Annotated in this window: 18 protein-coding genes and 1 other annotated feature (1 of these 19 running past the window's edge); of the genes, 13 read left to right on the plus strand and 5 right to left on the minus strand. The window is 55.8% G+C overall.

Going from position 1 to position 17,823, the window contains the following annotated elements; all coding sequences use genetic code 11:
* The first annotated feature begins 10 nt into the window (after positions 1-10).
* Positions 11-1,393: a DNA repair protein RadA gene (gene radA / locus C0560_RS03355; RefSeq protein WP_100777726.1), complete on the plus strand. Its 1,383-nt coding sequence runs from the start codon at positions 11-13 to the stop codon at positions 1,391-1,393.
* A gap of 66 nt (positions 1,394-1,459) precedes the next feature.
* Positions 1,460-2,692 carry a multifunctional transcriptional regulator/nicotinamide-nucleotide adenylyltransferase/ribosylnicotinamide kinase NadR gene (gene nadR, locus C0560_RS03360; protein ID WP_100777725.1) on the plus strand — a complete coding sequence of 411 codons (1,233 nt, stop codon included), beginning with the start codon at positions 1,460-1,462 and terminating at the stop codon, positions 2,690-2,692.
* Between the two features lie 62 nt (positions 2,693-2,754).
* Here nadR and C0560_RS03365 read toward each other — a convergent pair whose 3' ends face one another.
* Positions 2,755-3,756, minus strand: a complete 1,002-nt coding sequence (locus tag C0560_RS03365; RefSeq protein ID WP_100777724.1) for a zinc-binding alcohol dehydrogenase family protein — start codon at positions 3,754-3,756, stop codon at positions 2,755-2,757.
* 106 nt (positions 3,757-3,862) lie between these two features.
* Between C0560_RS03365 and C0560_RS03370 the strand changes: the two genes are divergently transcribed.
* Entirely contained in the window at positions 3,863-4,762 is a 900-nt protein-coding gene (locus C0560_RS03370; protein ID WP_123429522.1) for a LysR family transcriptional regulator, read from the plus strand.
* Between the two features lie 83 nt (positions 4,763-4,845).
* Here the strand turns inward: C0560_RS03370 and ettA are convergent, their stop codons facing one another.
* On the minus strand, positions 4,846-6,513 hold the full coding sequence (gene ettA / locus C0560_RS03375) for an energy-dependent translational throttle protein EttA (RefSeq protein WP_100777722.1): 1,668 nt from the start codon (positions 6,511-6,513) through the stop codon (positions 4,846-4,848).
* 226 nt (positions 6,514-6,739) lie between these two features.
* Between ettA and sltY the strand changes: the two genes are divergently transcribed.
* Both sltY and trpR read left to right on the plus strand, forming a co-directional pair.
* Positions 6,740-8,677 (plus strand): murein transglycosylase, encoded by a 1,938-nt coding sequence (gene sltY / locus C0560_RS03380; RefSeq protein ID WP_102104552.1) that lies wholly within the window; start codon positions 6,740-6,742, stop codon positions 8,675-8,677.
* A 56-nt stretch (positions 8,678-8,733) separates the two neighbouring features.
* On the plus strand, positions 8,734-9,060 hold the full coding sequence (gene trpR / locus C0560_RS03385) for a trp operon repressor (protein ID WP_100777720.1): 327 nt from the start codon (positions 8,734-8,736) through the stop codon (positions 9,058-9,060).
* 84 nt (positions 9,061-9,144) lie between these two features.
* On the opposite strand, the gene yjjX is transcribed toward trpR, so the two are convergent.
* A complete protein-coding gene (gene yjjX / locus C0560_RS03390) occupies positions 9,145-9,660 on the minus strand; it encodes an inosine/xanthosine triphosphatase (RefSeq protein ID WP_123429520.1) in 516 nt (171 codons plus the stop codon).
* A 49-nt stretch (positions 9,661-9,709) separates the two neighbouring features.
* Here yjjX and gpmB point away from each other — a divergent pair, with 49 nt between their 5' ends.
* Complete coding sequence (gene gpmB, locus C0560_RS03395) at positions 9,710-10,357, plus strand: 2,3-diphosphoglycerate-dependent phosphoglycerate mutase GpmB (RefSeq protein ID WP_248859630.1); 648 nt, start codon at positions 9,710-9,712, stop codon at positions 10,355-10,357.
* Here the strand turns inward: gpmB and robA are convergent.
* The gene (gene robA / locus C0560_RS03400) at positions 10,354-11,223 is read right to left on the minus strand and encodes an MDR efflux pump AcrAB transcriptional activator RobA (RefSeq protein WP_100777717.1); all 870 of its coding nucleotides are present in this window, start codon (positions 11,221-11,223) and stop codon (positions 10,354-10,356) included. The genes gpmB and robA overlap by 4 nt on opposite strands.
* Positions 11,224-11,434: 211 nt before the next feature.
* Here robA and creA point away from each other — a divergent pair, with 211 nt between their 5' ends.
* Genes creA through creD form a run of 4 tightly spaced genes read left to right on the plus strand, consistent with a single transcriptional unit; the run spans position 11,435 to position 15,443 of the window.
* The gene (gene creA, locus C0560_RS03405) at positions 11,435-11,905 is read left to right on the plus strand and encodes a protein CreA (protein WP_100777716.1); all 471 of its coding nucleotides are present in this window, start codon (positions 11,435-11,437) and stop codon (positions 11,903-11,905) included.
* Positions 11,906-11,919: 14 nt separating this feature from the next.
* Positions 11,920-12,609, plus strand: a complete 690-nt coding sequence (gene creB, locus C0560_RS03410) for a two-component system response regulator CreB (RefSeq protein ID WP_100777715.1) — start codon at positions 11,920-11,922, stop codon at positions 12,607-12,609.
* Positions 12,609-14,033, plus strand: coding sequence for a two-component system sensor histidine kinase CreC (gene creC / locus C0560_RS03415; protein ID WP_248859632.1), 1,425 nt, complete (start codon positions 12,609-12,611; stop codon positions 14,031-14,033). Before creB ends, creC begins: the two co-directional genes overlap by 1 nt.
* Before the next feature lie 57 nt (positions 14,034-14,090).
* The gene (gene creD / locus C0560_RS03420) at positions 14,091-15,443 is read left to right on the plus strand and encodes a cell envelope integrity protein CreD (RefSeq protein WP_123429518.1); all 1,353 of its coding nucleotides are present in this window, start codon (positions 14,091-14,093) and stop codon (positions 15,441-15,443) included.
* Between the two features lie 45 nt (positions 15,444-15,488).
* On the opposite strand, the gene arcA is transcribed toward creD, so the two are convergent.
* Positions 15,489-16,205: a two-component system response regulator ArcA gene (arcA, locus tag C0560_RS03425; RefSeq protein WP_006174002.1), complete on the minus strand. Its 717-nt coding sequence runs from the start codon at positions 16,203-16,205 to the stop codon at positions 15,489-15,491.
* A 95-nt stretch (positions 16,206-16,300) separates the two neighbouring features.
* Between arcA and yjjY the strand changes: the two genes are divergently transcribed.
* The 3 genes from yjjY (at position 16,301) to thrL (ending at position 17,807) form a co-directional block, all read left to right on the plus strand.
* Complete coding sequence (gene yjjY, locus C0560_RS03430; protein ID WP_001303782.1) at positions 16,301-16,441, plus strand: protein YjjY; 141 nt, start codon at positions 16,301-16,303, stop codon at positions 16,439-16,441.
* A gap of 399 nt (positions 16,442-16,840) precedes the next feature.
* Positions 16,841-17,527: a tRNA/rRNA methyltransferase gene (locus C0560_RS03435; RefSeq protein ID WP_142503578.1), complete on the plus strand. Its 687-nt coding sequence runs from the start codon at positions 16,841-16,843 to the stop codon at positions 17,525-17,527.
* A 211-nt stretch (positions 17,528-17,738) separates the two neighbouring features.
* Complete coding sequence (gene thrL / locus C0560_RS03440) at positions 17,739-17,807, plus strand: thr operon leader peptide (RefSeq protein WP_107704209.1); 69 nt, start codon at positions 17,739-17,741, stop codon at positions 17,805-17,807.
* Positions 17,746-17,823: a sequence feature (Thr leader region), on the plus strand; it runs 41 nt beyond the window's last position. It overlaps the preceding gene by 62 nt.

A 17,823-nucleotide genomic window follows, 5' to 3' on the forward strand; every position in this document is an offset into this window, starting at 1 on the left:
GAGGTAAACCGTGGCGAAAGCTCCAAAACGCGCATTTGTCTGTAATGAATGTGGTGCGGATTATCCGCGCTGGCAGGGGCAGTGCAGCGCCTGCCATGCCTGGAACACCATCACCGAAGTGCGTGTGGCCGCTTCGCCAACCGTAGCCCGTAACGAGCGTCTGAGCGGCTATGCGGGCAACGCTGGCGTCTCGAAGGTACAAAAACTTTCCGAGATCAGCCTCGATGAAGTGCCGCGTTTTTCCACCGGTTTTAAAGAGTTTGACCGCGTACTGGGCGGCGGCGTGGTGCCGGGCAGCGCGATTCTGATCGGCGGTAACCCCGGCGCCGGTAAATCGACGCTGCTGCTGCAAACGCTGTGCAAACTCGCGGAACAGATGAAAACCCTGTACGTGACCGGTGAAGAGTCTTTGCAGCAGGTCGCGATGCGCGCACACCGTCTCGGTCTGCCGACCGGCAATCTGAATATGCTGTCGGAAACCAGTATCGAGCAAATCTGTATGATTGCTGACGAAGAGCAGCCGAAGCTGATGGTCATCGACTCCATCCAGGTCATGCACATGGCGGATATTCAGTCTTCGCCGGGCAGCGTGGCGCAGGTGCGTGAAACCGCCGCCTATCTGACGCGCTTTGCTAAGACGCGCGGCGTGGCTATCGTGATGGTCGGCCACGTCACCAAAGACGGCTCTTTGGCCGGTCCGAAAGTGCTTGAGCACTGTATCGACTGCTCCGTGATGCTCGACGGCGATGCGGATTCCCGTTTCCGCACCCTGCGCAGCCATAAAAACCGTTTTGGTGCGGTGAATGAGCTGGGCGTTTTCGCCATGACCGAACAGGGGCTGCGTGAAGTGAGCAACCCATCGGCCATCTTCCTGAGCCGCGGCGACGAAGAGACTGCCGGCAGCTCGGTGATGGTGCTTTGGGAAGGGACGCGGCCGCTATTGGTTGAGATACAGGCGCTGGTGGATCAATCGATGATGGGCAACCCTCGTCGCGTGGCGGTCGGGCTTGAGCAAAACCGTTTGGCGATTCTGCTGGCGGTGCTGCACCGCCACGGCGGCCTGCAAATGGCGGATCAGGATGTGTTCGTTAACGTGGTGGGCGGCGTGAAAGTGACAGAAACCAGTGCCGATCTGGCCTTGCTGCTGGCGATGGTCTCCAGCCTGCGCAACCGACCGCTCCCGCAGGATCTGGTGGTGTTTGGCGAAGTGGGGCTGGCCGGAGAAATTCGCCCGGTCCCGAGCGGCCAGGAGCGTATCTCCGAAGCGGCGAAACACGGTTTCCGTCGTGCCATTGTCCCTGCTGCCAACGTACCGAAAAAAGTGCCGGAAGGGATGAAAATTTTCCCGGTGAAAAAACTGTCGGATGCGTTAAGCGTCTTTGACGACTTATAATATTAACGTGCGTATCTTTTTGGCGGGAGCGTTTTGCTGACCCGCCTCACTTAGCAGGAGGCTCTTGTGTCAACATTTGACTATCTTAAAACCGCGATCCGCCAGAAAGGCTGTACTTTGCAGCAGGTGGCGGAAGCCAGCGGGATGACCAAGGGCTATTTAAGCCAGCTTCTGAATGCCAAAATCAAAAGCCCGAGCGCGCAAAAACTTGAGGCGCTGCACCGCTTTCTGGGCCTCGAATTTCCGCGCATGCAAAAGAATATCGGCGTGGTATTTGGCAAGTTTTATCCGCTGCATACCGGCCATATCTATCTGATTCAGCGCGCCTGTAGCCAGGTGGATGAGTTGCATATCATCATGGGTTACGATGACACGCGTGATCGCGCGTTGTTCGAAGACAGCGCCATGTCCCAGCAGCCGACTGTCTCAGATCGTCTGCGCTGGCTGCTGCAGACGTTCAAATACCAAAAAAACATTCGTATTCATGCCTTTAACGAAGAGGGCATGGAGCCGTATCCGCACGGCTGGGATGTGTGGAGTAACGGCATCAAAGCCTTTATGGAAGAGAAGGGGATAGCCCCGAACTGGATCTATACCTCTGAAGAGTCCGATGCGCCGCAGTTCCGCGAACATCTCGGAACGGAAACGGTGCTGATCGATCCTAAGCGCACCTTCATGAACATCAGCGGCGCGCAAATCCGCGAAAACCCCTTCCGCTACTGGGATTACATCCCAACGGAAGTGAAGCCGTTCTTCGTGCGCACGGTGGCGATTCTGGGCGGTGAATCGAGCGGTAAATCTACGCTGGTCAACAAGCTGGCGAATATCTTCAACACCACCAGTGCCTGGGAGTATGGGCGCGATTACGTCTTCTCACACCTGGGCGGCGATGAGATGGCGCTCCAGTATTCCGATTACGACAAAATCGCGCTGGGCCATGCGCAGTACATTGATTTCGCGGTGAAATACGCGAACAAAGTGGCGTTTGTGGATACGGATTTCGTGACCACTCAGGCGTTCTGTAAAAAGTACGAGGGCCGTGAGCATCCGTTTGTTCAGGCGCTGATCGATGAGTATCGCTTCGATCTGGTGATTTTGCTGGAAAACAACACGCCGTGGGTCGCCGATGGGATGCGCAGCCTGGGCAGCTCTGTCGACCGCAAAGAGTTCCAGACCATGCTGGTGGATATGCTGCGTGAGAATAACGTGGAGTTTGTCCATGTGGAGGAGTCGGACTACGATGGCCGCTTCCTGCGCTGCGTGGAGCTGGTGAAGACGTTGATGGGTGAGCAGGCGTAAAGCGCTGCTCCGAATGATCCCCTCTCCCAAACAGGGAGAGGGCAGAAAGAGGGGGTATGACCTCAGAACTGCACTACCACCTTCCCGCGCATATGCCCGTCCAGCACTTTGCGGTGCGCTTCGCTAATGCTCTCCACGCTTAATCCCTGCAGCGTCTCACTCAGTGAACTCTCCACCACACCGTTTTCGACCAGCTTCGCGACCTCATTCAGAATCTCACCCTGACGCGCCATGTCTGCGGTCTGATACATGCTTCGGGTATACATGAACTCCCAGTGCAGCGCGGCAGATTTAGACTTCAGCTTGCTTTGATCCAGCGGATGGTCGTTCTCAACGATGGTGCAAATATGCCCCTGCGGAGCAATCAGCTCGCTGACCGCCGCCCAGTGCCCGTCGGTATCGTTAAGAATGAAAATGTAATCCACGAAGGTAATGTCGTGCTTCGCCAGTTCACCTTGCAGGTCGCGATAATTCACCACCAGATCTGCACCGCGATCCCGGCACCACTGAGCCGAATCTTCCCGGGACGCCGTGGCGATCACCTTGATCTGGCTGTTGTGTTTGGCAAAGGGGATCGCCAGCGATCCTACGCCGCCCGCGCCCCCGATGATCAGCAGTGTTTTGTCCGATCCGGCGTCCTGGATATTCAGCCGTTCAAACAATCCCTCCCACGCCGTCAGGGCGGTTAAGGGCAGCGCCGCTGCGGCAGCCCAGTCGAGGTTTTGCGGTTTGTGGCCGACGATGCGCGCATCAATCAGCTGGTGCGTGGCATTGCTGCCCGGACGGGTGATGTCCCCTGCGTACCACACTTCGTCACCGGCTTTGAATTGCGTAACGCCCGCACCGACCGCCTTCACAATTCCGCTGGCGTCCCAGCCCAGAATACGCGGCGCCTGCAGACCGTTTTTGCTCAGGCTGGCATGAACTTTAGTATCGACCGGGTTTACAGAAACGGCTTTCACCTCAACCAGCAAATCATGCTCGCCGGGCTGCGGCATGGGCTGCGTGATCTCAATAAAAGCAGAAGGCTGGTCTGGATTAACGGCAATGGCTTTAACGGACATGGTGAACTCCTCATGGAATGCGTTTGTTGAGGCTAGTCTATTAAGTCACCAGTTGCGTGATAAGATGGACAATCAATAACAAAGTGTTCGCTTGAGATGAACAATCATGTTTAAACAGCTACAGGATATGGCCCTGTTTGCGCTGGTGGCCGAGATGGGGAGTTTTACCGCGGCGGCGCAAAAAGCGGGTCTGCCGAAATCAAGCGTCAGCCAGCGAATCAGCCAGCTTGAGCAGCAGGTCGGTATCCGCCTGCTGAACCGCACCACCCGCAAACTCAATTTAACCTATGCCGGAGAGCACTATCTGGTGCACTGCCGCGAGATGCTGGCGGCGAGCGAGCGCGCGGAATACGCCATTCAGCGTCTGCGCGATAATCCCGGCGGTCGGCTGCGGATCACAAGCCCGGCGGGGATTGGTGCCACGCTGCTGGCGCATCTGAATGCGGAGTTTCAGCGCCGTTATCCGGATGTGTCACTCGATGTCTGTATTTCAGATGATGTGCAGGATCTGGTGGAGTCTGGCTATGACGTCGCGCTGCGCACCGGTAAGCCGCAGGACTCTTCGTTGATTGGCCGTATGATTGGCAACTGCCCGCGCTACCTGCTGGCCTCGCCCGATTATCTGGCGCGCTTTGCTCCTCTGGAACATCCACGGCAGCTGGTGGATCACCGCTGTATCACTCACAAAGCCTGGCCGGAGTGGCTGTTGCGTCGTAACGACGAGGATTATCGGCATCTGCCTGACAACGCGCATGTCACGGATAACCTGGTTTACGCCAGGGAGAGTGCCATTGCGGGGGCGGGAATCACGCTGCTGCCCGCATTTTTGCTGGAAGATAAAATCGAGAAGGGGGCGCTGGTGCCCGTGCTGCCAGAATGGCGCGTGGAGGGGAATGAACTATGGCTGGTCTACCCGAGCCGGAAGCTGAATTCGCCTGCGCTGATGAGCTATATCCAGTTTGCGATGCAGTTTGATGAGGTGAAGCGGTTTTACGTTGGGGTGTGAATGCCGGGAGGCAGTGACGCCTTACCCGGCCTGCTTTCTTTCGTTTGCCCGGCAGGCAAAACGCCGCCGGGCAAATCAGGCACTTATTTGGAGATACGCTTGTACTTGATACGTTTTGGCTCCAGCGCATCGGCGCCGAGCGTGCGTTTCTTGTACTCTTCGTATTCGGTAAAGTTACCTTCGAAGAACTCCACTTTACCCTCGTCCTGGTAATCCAGAATGTGGGTGGCAATACGGTCCAGGAACCAACGGTCGTGCGAGATCACCATCGCACAGCCCGGGAACTCCAGCATGGCGTTTTCCAGCGCACGCAGGGTTTCGATATCCAGGTCGTTGGTCGGTTCATCGAGCAGCAGTACGTTACCGCCAACCTGCAGCAGTTTCGCCAGATGCAGACGGCCACGCTCACCGCCGGACAGCTCGCCGACGCGTTTACCCTGATCCACACCTTTGAAGTTGAAGCGGCCAACGTAGGCGCGGCTCGGCATCTCGGTGTTACCGATACGCATGATATCCTGCCCGCCGGAGACTTCTTCCCACACGGTTTTGCTGTTGTCCATCGCATCACGGAACTGGTCAACGGAGGCCAGTTTCACGGTATCACCCAGCGTGATGGTGCCGCTGTCAGGCTGTTCCTGACCAGACATCATGCGGAACAGGGTTGATTTACCGGCGCCGTTCGGACCGATGATCCCGACAATCGCCCCTTTCGGCACGGAGAAGCTCAGGTCGTCGATCAGCAGGCGATCGCCGTAGGATTTACGCAGATTGCTCACTTCAACGACTTTATCCCCCAGACGCGCGCCTGGTGGAATAAACAGTTCGTTGGTTTCGTTACGTTTCTGGTATTCGGAGTTGTTCAGCTCTTCAAAGCGTGCCAGACGGGCTTTGCCCTTAGACTGACGGCCTTTAGCACCCTGACGAACCCACTCCAGCTCTTTCTCAATCGATTTACGACGAGCGGCTTCCTGAGACGCTTCCTGCGCCAGACGCTGATCTTTCTGCTCCAGCCAGGAGGAGTAGTTGCCTTCCCACGGAATACCTTCGCCGCGGTCCAGCTCCAGGATCCAGCCTGCCACGTTATCAAGGAAGTAACGGTCGTGGGTAATCGCCACAACGGTCCCTTCGAAGTCGTGCAGGAAGCGTTCCAGCCAGGCGACGGATTCGGCATCCAGGTGGTTCGTTGGTTCGTCGAGCAGCAGCATGTCTGGCTTTTCCAGCAGCAGACGGCACAGCGCGACGCGGCGGCGTTCACCACCGGACAGTTTTTCGATTTTCGCGTCCCAGTCTGGCAGGCGCAGGGCATCGGCCGCACGCTCCAGCTGGACGTTCAGGTTGTGACCGTCGTGCGCCTGGATAATTTCTTCAAATTTACCCTGTTGCGCCGCCAGTTTGTCGAAGTCAGCGTCCGGTTCAGCGTACTTCGCGTACACCTCGTCCAGGCCTTTCAGTGCGTTAACAACTTCAGAAACGGCTTCTTCGATGGATTCGCGAACGGTGTGTTCCGGGTTCAGCTTCGGTTCCTGCGGCAGGTAACCGATTTTGAGACCAGGCTGCGGGCGAGCCTCACCTTCGATGTCTGTATCGATGCCGGCCATAATGCGCAGCAGGGTGGACTTACCGGCACCGTTGAGACCCAGAACACCAATTTTTGCGCCCGGGAAGAAGCTCAGCGAGATATTTTTCAGAATATGACGTTTCGGCGGAACGACCTTGCCGACACGATGCATGGTATAAACGAATTGAGCCACGTGGACTTCGCCTCTTTTATCGTGAAGAAAATAGAATTCAGCTGCGAAGTGTAGCCTTTTTCAGTGCCTAATCCCAGCCAGGAACGTCGGGAGTGTTAAAGCACGCAAGAAAGGTAAAAAAGTGTCCATAACGTGGCGTGTTGCGGTATGCCTGGTTAGCATAGATCCATTACATTTTTATGTGGCACGACGCCGCAACGGTATTCAACAAAATGAGGAAGAGCTTGTGGAAAAAGCCAAACAGGTGGTCTGGCGTCTGCTGGCTGCCAGCGTATGCGTGATGACGATAAGCCACGCAGCGCATGCCGATTCACTGGATGAACAGCGTAACCGCTATGCGCAAATCAAGCAGGCGTGGGACAGTAAGCAGATGGATACCGTGCAGGCACTGATGCCGACGCTGAAAGAGTATCCGCTCTATCCGTATCTGGAATACCGCCAGATCACTGACGATCTCATGAACCAGCCGACCCTCACCGTCGCGAATTTTATCCAGGCGAATCCGACGCTACCGCCCGCCCGCACTCTGCAATCGCGCTTTGTGAACGAGCTGGCGCGTCGCGAAGACTGGCGCGGTCTGCTGGCGTTCAGCCCGGAAAAACCGGGCACCACCGAAGCGCAGTGTAATTTCTATTACGCCAAATGGGCGACCGGGCAGCAGCAGGAAGCCTGGAGCGGAGCGAAAGATCTGTGGCTGACGGGCAAAAATCTGCCAAACGCCTGTGACTCGCTGTTTGGCGCCTGGCGCGCATCGGGTCAGCAAGATCCGCTCGCCTATCTCGAACGTATTCGCCTGGCGATGAAAGCGGGCAACACGCGTCTCGTGACCACGCTGGCTGGGCAGATGCCCTCCGATTACCAGACCATTTCCACGGCGGTTCTCCAGCTCGCCAACGATCCCAATTCTGTGCTGACGTTTGCTCGCTCGACGGGCGCGACCGATTTCACCCGCCAGATGGCGGCGGTGGCCTTTACCAGCGTGGCGCGTGACGATGTGGAAAACGCACGGCTGATGATTCCGCAGCTGGTGCAGGCGCAGCAGCTCAACGACGATCAAACCCAGGAGCTGCGCGATATCGTCGCGTGGCGTCTAATGGGCACCGATGTGACCGACGAGCAGGCGCGCTGGCGTGACGATGCGATCATGCGCTCAAACTCGACCTCGCTGGTTGAACGCCGTGTGCGTATGGCGCTCGGCACCGGCGATCGCCGTGGTTTAAATACCTGGCTCTCCCGCCTGCCGATGGATGCGAAAGAAAAGGACGAGTGGCGTTACTGGCAGGCCGATTTGCTGATGGAGCGCGGGCGCGATGACGAAGCGAAAGAGATCCTCCACTCCCTGATGCAGCAGCGCGGTTTCTATCCGATGGCGGCGGCGCAGCGTCTGGGCGAAGAGTACACGCTGAAGATCGACAAAGCCCCGACAAACGCCAATCCAGCCCTGACGCAGGGTCCGGAAATGGCGCGCGTGCGCGAGCTGATGTACTGGAGCATGGATAACACCGCGCGCAGCGAGTGGGCCAACCTGGTGACCAGCCGCACGACTGACGAAAAAGCCCAGCTGGCGCGTTATGCCTTCGATAATCGCTGGTGGGATCTGAGCGTGCAGGCGACGATCGCCGGAAAACTGTGGGATCATCTGGAAGAGCGTTTCCCGCTGGCCTACAACGATCTGTTTGATCGCTACACCAGCGGCAAAGATATCCCGCAGAGCTATGCGATGGCGATTGCCCGTCAGGAGAGTGCCTGGAACCCGAAAGTGCGCTCGCCGGTGGGGGCCAGCGGCCTGATGCAAATTATGCCGGGGACCGCCACGCATACGGTTAAGATGTTTAATATTCCAGGCTACAGCAGCCCGTCACAGCTGCTGGATCCGGATACCAACATCAACATCGGCACCAGCTATTTGCAGTATGTGTATCAGCAGTTCGGCAATAACCGCATCTTCTCTTCGGCGGCGTATAACGCAGGGCCTGGACGTGTGCGCACCTGGCTTGGCAACAGCGCCGGGCGCATCGACGCGGTGGCGTTTATCGAGAGCATTCCGTTCTCCGAAACGCGCGGTTATGTGAAGAATGTGCTGGCCTATGACGCCTACTACCGCTACTTCATGGGGCAGAAAGACACCCTGATGAGCGACGCGGAGTGGCAGAGGAAGTATTAATCCGGATGGGTTGTGTTATGCTTGTACTCGTCTAAGAGTACAAACGGCGGCATAACATGACCCAGCATTCCCCTTATTCATCGGCGATGGCCGAACAGCGCAACCAGGAGTGGCTTCGTTTTGTGGAGCTGCTTCGCCAGTCCTACGAGAAAGATCTGCACCTGCCTCTGATGCAACTGATCCTGACGCCCGACGAGCGCGAAGCGCTGGGGACGCGCGTGCGCATTATTGAAGAGTTGCTGCGGGGGGAGATGAGCCAGCGTGAGCTGAAGAATGAGCTGGGGGCGGGGATTGCTACGATTACCCGTGGTTCGAACAGCCTGAAATCAGCCCCGGTTGAGCTGCGCCAGTGGCTTGAGGAAGTGCTGCTGAAAAATGCCTGAGGTGCCATCTGGAAAGAGAGCAATTGCAGGCCTGATGGCGTTGCGCTTATCAGACCTGCAAAAGATCAGCTCTCATCTTGGTTTTCAACGGTAAATCGCGTTATGAAACGGGCTTAACGCCAGCACCACTGCCTGATGGTAAACGCTCGAACGCGTCAGCGTTCCGGCGGTAAACACGCCGATGGCACCCTCTTTGCGGCCAATCTCGTCGATGCCGGTGTAGTGCGACATCACCGGCCCGAGCGCTTCTCCCGCCCGCACTTTTTCCAGAATGGTAGCCGGTAAAGGCAACGTCGCTGAACGGGATTCTCCGCGCTGCTCGCGGCTCTCAATCACCACCCAGCTAAAGGTTGCCCCTTCGTCAATTCCCGCTTCAATCGCGACCCAAAAATCGGCCTGCGGGCGCAGAGCTTTCGCATTCACGACGCGATTTCGTGCGCCAGCGCGCGTTTCCTCGCTTCCGAAAGGTTGTTCAGGGACGCCGCTCTCGACGCCGACGGCGTCAATATGGCAGGATCCTTCGCCGAAGATCTCTTCAAATGCCCTTAGAATTGCCTGAATTTTGGCAGGATTAGTGGTAGCAGAGACAACATGGTGCATAATTAAGCTCATTCGAAAAAAAACTCATCGCAGTATAACGGAAAAAAACATGTTACAGGTTTACCTTGTTCGCCACGGTGAAACGCAGTGGAACGCCGAGCGACGTATTCAAGGCCAGTCAGACAGTCCTCTCACCGCCAAAGGTGAGCAACAAGCATGGCAGGTTGCGGAGCGCGCCAGAACCCTGGGCATCACGCACATTATCGCCAGCGATTTAGGGCGCACGCAGCAAACGGCGCGCATTATCGCTGAGGCCTGCGGGTGCGACATTATCCTCGATCCTCGCCTTCGCGAGCTCGACATGGGCGTGCTGGAAAAACGTCATGTGGATTCTCTGACGGAGCAGGAAGAGGGCTGGCGTCGTACGCTGGTCAACGGCACCGAAGATGGCCGTATTCCTGAGGGGGAGTCCATGCAGGGGCTGAGCGTGCGCGTTCAGGCGGCACTGGCAGATTGCCTCAAGCTACCGGCAGGTAGCCGACCGCTGCTGGTGAGCCACGGTATCGCATTGGGCTGCCTGGTGAGCACCATTCTTGGGCTGCCGGCCTATGCCGAGCGCCGTTTGCGTCTGCGCAACTGCTCTATTTCCCGCATCGACTATCAGGAAAGCCCGTGGCTGGCGTCTGGTTGGGTGGTGGAAATGGCAGGGGACATCTCGCATCTGGACGCCCCTGCGCTGGATGAACTGCAGCGTTAGCGGCGAATAGGAATTAAGAATTCCATACGCAGATTGATTGGGCCTTCATCCGGTTTAGCATCGCTGGCCGGATAGTAGCGCTCAATGTCCTGACCTTTACGGCGGTTCAGATTCAGCATCGGCATGCAGGTACCGTAAACGGTCAGGATAAACTCCTGAACACCCGTTCCCAGCCCTTCATAGTTGAACATCACGTATTCACCGCCTTCCAGCACGACCGGCTTCGAGCCCTGAATATAGCCGTTGGCCATCTCAGGCGTGAGCGCGGTGGTGTAGAATACCTCCTGCTCGTCGTCCTTTTCCTGGCTTGGGTGCGTTTCGTTCAGGCCATACAGCAACGGCGGGATCGCCGGGGCATGGCTCAGGAAATCGCGCCAGAACTGGGTGCGCATCTGATGACGGAATTCGGAAATCTGTTCCAGCGAACAGGAGTAGCTTTGCGTCGTGCCAATCAGGTGCGTCTCTGGTAGGGTGACGAATTCATATTTTGGCATCGCAAATTCGCCCAGACGCAGCGGCGGGCGCATGCCAAACGAACTCCAGTCGGGTGAACGACGATAAAGCGCAGGCGTCAGCGAGAACTGTTTTTTGAAGGCGCGGGTAAAGGTCTGCTGCGAGTCAAAACGGTATTGCAGCGCAATATCCAGAATCGGACGCGCTGTCAGGCGCAAGGCCACCGCCGATTTTGAGAGACGACGTGCACGAATATAGGCACCGATAGCATGACCGGTGACATCCTTGAACATCCTTTGCAAATGCCACTTGGAATAACCTGCTTTTGCCGCCACATTATCCAGTGACAAAGGCTGGTCCAGATGACCTTCTAGCCAGGTAAGCAGATCGCGAATAATTCCAGCCTGATCCATATACTATCCTCATCCATAAAACAGCAGGTGCCTGATAACAGGGTAGCGGATAATAGCATTTTTTGATGTTTTAGCATTCAGTGTTTTTTTTGCGCATTAATGCTTTTTGCCGCACATTATGAGCATCAAATTGCTAATCCTGTGATCTTGCTACATTTTTATCCTGTTTGTTGAATAATCGCTCAATGCAATTTTAAAGAATGGTAACAATATGAAATACAAGACATTGATCTTCACCGCTCTGATGCTGTTAGTGGGTCGTAACGCGCTGGCCGAAGAAGTTGGCTCCGTCGATACCGTGTTTAAAATCTTTGGCCCGGACCATAAAATCGTGGTCGAAGCCTTTGACGATCCTGATGTGAAGAACGTCACCTGCTATATCAGCCGCGCGAAAACGGGCGGGATCAAAGGGGGGCTGGGGCTGGCTGAAGATACGGCCGATGCGGCGATCTCTTGTCAGCAGGTGGGGCCGGTGGAGCTGAGCGACAAAATTAAAAACGGCAAAGCGCAGGGCGATGTGGTGTTCCAGAAACGCACTTCGCTGGTGTTCAAAAAACTGCAGGTCGTGCGTTTCTATGATGCAAAACGAAATACGCTGGCGTACCTCGCGTACTCCGATAAAGTGGTTGAGGGATCGCCGAAAAACGCACTGAGCGCCGTGCCGATCATGCCGTGGCGCTAACTCAGGGGCACCCGATGCAGCAACCGTTGATTTGGCTGGTGGAAGACGAAATCAGCATCGCCGAGACGCTAATCTACATGCTTTCGCAGGAAGGCTTTGCGGTGAAGTCCTTCGAACGCGGGCTGCCTGCGCTCGAAGAGGCGCGGCGTCAGGCGCCTGCGCTCGCGATTCTGGATGTGGGTCTGCCGGATATCAGCGGTTTCGAGCTTTGTCGTCAGCTGCTGGCGCAACATCCATCACTGCCGGTGCTGTTCCTCACGGCCCGCAGCGATGAGGTGGATAAACTGCTGGGCCTCGAAATGGGGGCCGATGATTACGTCGCCAAACCCTTCTCGCCGCGCGAAGTGTGCGCCCGGGTGCGGACCATTTTGCGACGGATGCAGAAATCGGCCTTGCCTTCGGAGATCCTGCGCATCGGGCAGTTTGAACTCAACGAACCCGCCGCGCAGATCAGCTGGTGCGGCGAAGCATTACTTTTAACGCGCTACGAATTTTTGCTGCTTAAAACCTTGCTCCACGCGCCTGGCCGGGTGTTTTCCCGCCAGCAGCTGATGGACAAAGTCTGGGGCGAGGATGGCGACAGCTTCGATCGCACCGTGGATACCCATATCAAAACCCTGCGCGCCAAACTGCGCGCCGTGAATGCGGACCTTTCGCCCATCAGCACCCATCGCGGCATGGGTTACAGCCTGGGGCTGTCGTAATGCGCATCGGCATGCGGCTGCTGCTGGGCTATTTTCTGATTGTCGCAATCGCCGCCTGGTTTGTGCTGTCGATCTTTGTGCAGGAGGTGAAACCCGGCGTGCGCAGGGCCACCGAGGGGACACTGATTGATACCGCCACGCTGTTGGCGGAAGTGGGGCGCGACGATCTGCTGGCGAATGATCCCCAAAACGGCAGAGTTGCGCAGGCCTTCTCGCAGCTGCATCAACGCCCGTTTCGCGCCAACATTGGCGGCATCTACAAAGTGCGCAACGAATATCACGTCTACATGACCGATGCGCAGGGCAAAGTGGTGTTTGATTCCACCGGAAAAGGGCTGGGTGAGGATTATTCGCGCTGGAATGATGTCTGGCGCACCCTGCGCGGGCAGTACGGCGCGCGCAGTACCCAGGACGATCCCAACGACCCTGAGAGCACCGTGATGTACGTGGCGGCACCCATTGTTGATCGGGGAAAAATCATCGGCGTGCTGTCGGTGGGGAAACCGAACAGCGCTATGGCGCCGGTGATCCACCGCAGCGAGCGGCGCATTCTTTGGGCGGGCGGCGCGCTGCTGGGGATTGCCCTGCTGATAGGGCTGATTGTGGCGTGGTGGATCAACCGTTCCATCAGCTCCCTGTCGCGCTACGCGGATTCTGTGACCCACGACACGCCGCTGCCGTTGCCCGATCCGGGCAGCAGCGAGTTGCGCAAGCTGGCGCAGGCGCTGGAAAACATGCGTATCCGCCTCGAAGGCAAAAATTATATTGAGCATTACGTTCACGCCCTGACCCATGAGCTGAAAAGCCCGCTGGCGGCGATTCGCGGCGCGGCGGAGATCTTGTCAGAGCAGCCGCCACCGCCGGTAGCCGCGCGGTTTATCGACAATATCCTGGTGCAGAACGCGCGGATGCAGTCGCTGGTCGAAAAGCTGCTGGAGCAGGCGAAGCTGGAAAACCGCGTGGAGATTATCCCCGGCACCGTCAATATGACTGCGCTGTTCACGCGCATCAGCGACGCGCGCGCAACGCTGCTGGCAGCAAAAGATATCCACCTGAGTTGCCAGGTTGACGTGCAGACGGTCGAGGGCGACGCGGATTTGCTGGAGCAGGCGCTGGGCAACCTGCTGGATAACGCTATCGACTTTACGCCGCACGGCGGGAGTGTCACGCTCACCGCTGAAGCGGCGCACAAGCAGATCCTGCTGAAAGTGACCGACAGCGGCAGCGGTATTCCGGATTACGCCCTGGCCCGCATCTTTGAGCGCTTTTACTCTCTTCCGCGCGAAACGGGCCTGAAGAGCAGCGGCCTTGGGCTGGCGTTTGTGCAGGAGGTAACGCGTCTGCATCACGGCGATATTCAACTTCGCAATCGCGAAGCAGGCGGCGTCGAGGCTATTTTGGCACTTCACCGTCCCTTCACATAACTTCAAATTCCGCGCACATAGCCACGTTACGCTCTCTCCATCACTAAGGAGAAGGCAATGAAAAAATCCCCCCTGTTCTGGAAAGTTAGCACCCTGATGGGGTGCATCCTGCTGCTGTTAGTTCCGCTGTTTATGGTAAGCAACCTGATTTCGGAGCGTGCCAGCTATCGCGATGACGTTGAAGATACGCTGCGCCAAAGCACCAGCGGGCCGCAGCAGCTCACCGGCCCGTTAATCGCGATTCCGGTAACGGAAATTTATTACACGATTGAAGATAAGGTTCAGGTTGAGCATAAGCGCAGTTTCCTGCACTTCTTGCTGCCGGAATCGCTGGTGATTGATGGCAATCAGCAGGTCGAATCCCGAAGCATCGGCATCTACGACGGGCAGATCTGGAGCACTGATCTGAAACTGAAAGCGCAATTTAATACGGATAAGCTGGACCAGCTCAAAGGGCAAACCATCACGCTGGGCCAGCCGTTTGTGGCCGTCGGCGTCGGTGATGCGCGTGGGATCGGTGCGGTGAACGTGTCGAAAGTGAACGGCGAAACCATGACCGTAGAGCCGGGTTCCGGCATCCTGGGGGAGCAGGCGGGGATTCACATTCCGCTGACGTGGGAGACGCTTAATGCAAAAAATATCGAACTGGAGATGGCGCTGAATCTCAACGGGACGGGCAGTTTCTCCGTCGTGCCGGTCGGGCGTAACAGCGAGCTGACGCTGCGCAGCAACTGGCCGCACCCTGGTTTTATGGGGGATTACTTACCGTCGAAGCGCGAAATCAGCGCCTCAGGATTTCAGGCCCACTGGCAAAGCAGCTGGTTTGCGAACAATCTTGAAAGCGTGTTCAGCGCGAGTGAAACACCTTCGTTTCGTGACGTTCCAGCCTTTAGCGTGACGGTGGCGACGCCTGCCGATCAGTATCAGTTAACTGACCGTGCCATTAAGTATGCCATTTTGTTGATTGCGCTGACGTTTATGGCTTTCTTTGTCTACGAAACGCTCTCTCACCTTCGTCTGCACCCGATGCAGTATCTGCTGGTGGGGCTGTCGCTGGTACTGTTCTATCTGGTACTGCTGGCGTTGTCAGAACATGTGGGCTTTACCCCTGCCTGGATTATCGCAAGCCTGGTCGGAGCGATGATGAACGGGGTTTATTTGCAGGCGGTGCTGAAGGGCTGGAAGCGAAGCGCGGTGTTTGTCGTAGCGCTGTTAGGCCTGGACGGTGTGATGTGGTTCCTGCTGCGTTCGGAAGACAGCGCGCTGCTGCTGGGGTCGGGCGTGCTGGCGTTAGCGCTGTTTGCGGTGATGTATCTGACGCGGCACTTTGACTGGTACTCGCTCACACAGGTGAAGCGCAGTATGCCGAAAAGTGAAGAGAACCCGGATTCGTTACGGATCTGGAAATAAAAAAACGGCGCGTTAAGCGCCGTTTTTACTGCATTGAGAGCGGGATTATTCCTGCAAGTCGCCGCAGAAACGATAGCCTTCGCCATGGATAGTGGCGATGATTTCTGGCGTATCCGGCGTAGACTCGAAGTGTTTACGAATGCGACGGATCGTCACGTCAACAGTACGGTCGTGCGGCTTCAGCTCGCGGCCCGTCATCTTCTTCAGCAGCTCTGCACGGGACTGAATTTTGCCCGGGTTTTCGCAGAAGTGCAGCATGGCGCGGAATTCACTGCGCGGCAGTTTGTACTGTTCACCGTTCGGGCTAACCAGCGAACGGCTGTTGATATCAAGTTCCCAGCCGTTGAATTTGTAGCTGTCTACGCTACGACGCTCTTCACTCACCGTACCCAGATTCATGGTACGGGACAGCAGGTTGCGTGCACGAATGGTTAACTCGCGAGGATTAAACGGCTTGGTGATGTAGTCATCAGCGCCGATTTCCAGGCCAAGAATTTTATCAACTTCATTATCACGGCCTGTCAGGAACATTAACGCCACGTTCGCCTGTTCACGCAGCTCGCGTGCCAGAAGAAGGCCGTTTTTCCCGGGCAGGTTGATATCCATGATGACCAGGTTGATATCATTTTCAGAAAGGATCTGATGCATCTCTGCGCCATCGGTCGCTTCAAAGACATCGTAGCCTTCTGCTTCGAAAATGCTCTTTAACGTGTTGCGTGTTACCAACTCGTCTTCAACGATAAGAATGTGCGGGGTCTGCATGTTTGCTACCTAAATTGCCAACTAAATCGAAACAGGAAGTACAAAAGTCCCTGACCTGCCTGATACATGTCGCAAATTAACATGATCGGCCTAACGTGACTAAAGTACGTAATTGCGTTCTTGATGCACTTTCCATCAACGTCAACAACATCATTAGCTTGGTCGTGGGCACTTTCCCTCAGGACCCGACAGTGTCAAAAACGGCTGTCATCCTAACCATTTTAACAGCAACATAACAGGCTAAGTGACACCGGACACCCAATAAAACTACGCTTCGTTGACATATATCAAGTTCAATTGTAGCACGTTAACAGTTTGATGAAATCATCGTATCTGATTGCTAGCCTTTGTCACAATTTTTCAATAAACCAACTAGTTGCAGATATTGATTAATAAACAACGCGAATCCAATTCGAAAAACCAATCAATACGAGTATTATCATTATTAAACATACGGATAACTAATGTCTGTTAACATTTGAATCACTAGTTCCGTTACGGAACAGTTTAGCGCTTTTAATTCATGGTGAAACGCTATTTCGGTGATTTGTGTTGCAATTTTGTAAATTCGCGCTGCGTAATATGTTGAGCTGCGTCACACTTTTACCGGCTAACTGATTAAAAAGAGAGCAAAAATGCACTTATCGATAGTGCTGGTTTCGCCAGCAAGAGCAGAAAATATTGGCGCTGCCGCCCGGGCAATGAAGACCATGGGATTCACCGATTTGCGCATCGTAGACAGCGAGGCGCACCTCGAGCCAGCCGCCCGTTGGGTGGCTCACGGATCGGGTGAAATCCTCGATAACATAACCACTTACGCGACACTCGCCGACGCGCTGCATGACATTTCTTTCACCGTCGCGACCACCGCCCGCAGCCGGGCGAAGTATCATTATTACGCGACGCCAACCGAACTGGTGCCGCTGCTTGAGGAAAAAAGCACGTGGCTAACCAAAGCGGCACTGGTTTTTGGCCGCGAAGATTCGGGCCTGACCAATGAAGAATTGGAGCTGGCAGACGTGCTGACCGGTGTGCCGATGGTGGCGGATTATCCGTCCCTCAATCTCGGCCAGGCGGTGATGGTCTATTGCTATCAATTAGCATCTTTAATGCAAATTCCCGCGCCCGATGTGAACGGCGGAGATGAAAACCAGCTGCGGGCGTTGCGCACGCGAACGCACTCGCTCTTAAACCAGCTTGGCGTGGCTGACGATCAGAAAATGGTGGACTGGCTTCATCAGCGACTGGGGTTGCTTGAGCAGCGCGACACGGCAATGTTGCACCGATTGCTGCACGATATCGAAAAAAAATTGGCAGAATAAAAACCTGACATTTGTTTTTCGTATGGCTTAACCGTCTGTCGATAAGGGTTGCAACTGGTCGTATCCGGATAAAAATAAAACCGCAAGCAGCGGGTCGTGAAAGGGTTACAAATTGTGATCAAATTAAAAATTCATTGACTTAAAGTGCCGGATACTTTAACCCTAAAAGAATACAGGACAGACAGAAAACAACACAGAGCACACAACATCCATGAATCGCGTTAGCACCACCACCATTACAACAACCATCATCATTACCACAGGTAACGATGCGGGCTGACGCGTAACAGGAAAAA

It is taken from the genome of Lelliottia sp. AC1 (assembly GCF_023278595.1).
GTDB classification, from domain to species: Bacteria; Pseudomonadota; Gammaproteobacteria; order Enterobacterales; family Enterobacteriaceae; genus Enterobacter; species Enterobacter nimipressuralis.

Bases quoted from the DNA above. Each gene is read 5' to 3' on its own strand.
- creD (WP_123429518.1), top strand. From the start codon at position 14,091: ATGAAAAAATCCCCCCTGTTCTGGAAAGTTAGCACCCTGATGGGGTGC.
- arcA (WP_006174002.1), bottom strand. From the start codon at position 16,205: ATGCAGACCCCGCACATTCTTATCGTTGAAGACGAGTTGGTAACACGC.
- trpR (WP_100777720.1), top strand. From the start codon at position 8,734: ATGACCCAGCATTCCCCTTATTCATCGGCGATGGCCGAACAGCGCAAC.
- yjjX (WP_123429520.1), bottom strand. From the start codon at position 9,660: ATGCACCATGTTGTCTCTGCTACCACTAATCCTGCCAAAATTCAGGCA.
- C0560_RS03435 (WP_142503578.1), top strand. From the start codon at position 16,841: ATGCACTTATCGATAGTGCTGGTTTCGCCAGCAAGAGCAGAAAATATT.
- C0560_RS03365 (WP_100777724.1), bottom strand. From the start codon at position 3,756: ATGTCCGTTAAAGCCATTGCCGTTAATCCAGACCAGCCTTCTGCTTTT.
- creB (WP_100777715.1), top strand. From the start codon at position 11,920: ATGCAGCAACCGTTGATTTGGCTGGTGGAAGACGAAATCAGCATCGCC.
- creC (WP_248859632.1), top strand. From the start codon at position 12,609: ATGCGCATCGGCATGCGGCTGCTGCTGGGCTATTTTCTGATTGTCGCA.
- C0560_RS03370 (WP_123429522.1), top strand. From the start codon at position 3,863: ATGTTTAAACAGCTACAGGATATGGCCCTGTTTGCGCTGGTGGCCGAG.
- creA (WP_100777716.1), top strand. From the start codon at position 11,435: ATGAAATACAAGACATTGATCTTCACCGCTCTGATGCTGTTAGTGGGT.
- gpmB (WP_248859630.1), top strand. From the start codon at position 9,710: ATGTTACAGGTTTACCTTGTTCGCCACGGTGAAACGCAGTGGAACGCC.
- robA (WP_100777717.1), bottom strand. From the start codon at position 11,223: ATGGATCAGGCTGGAATTATTCGCGATCTGCTTACCTGGCTAGAAGGT.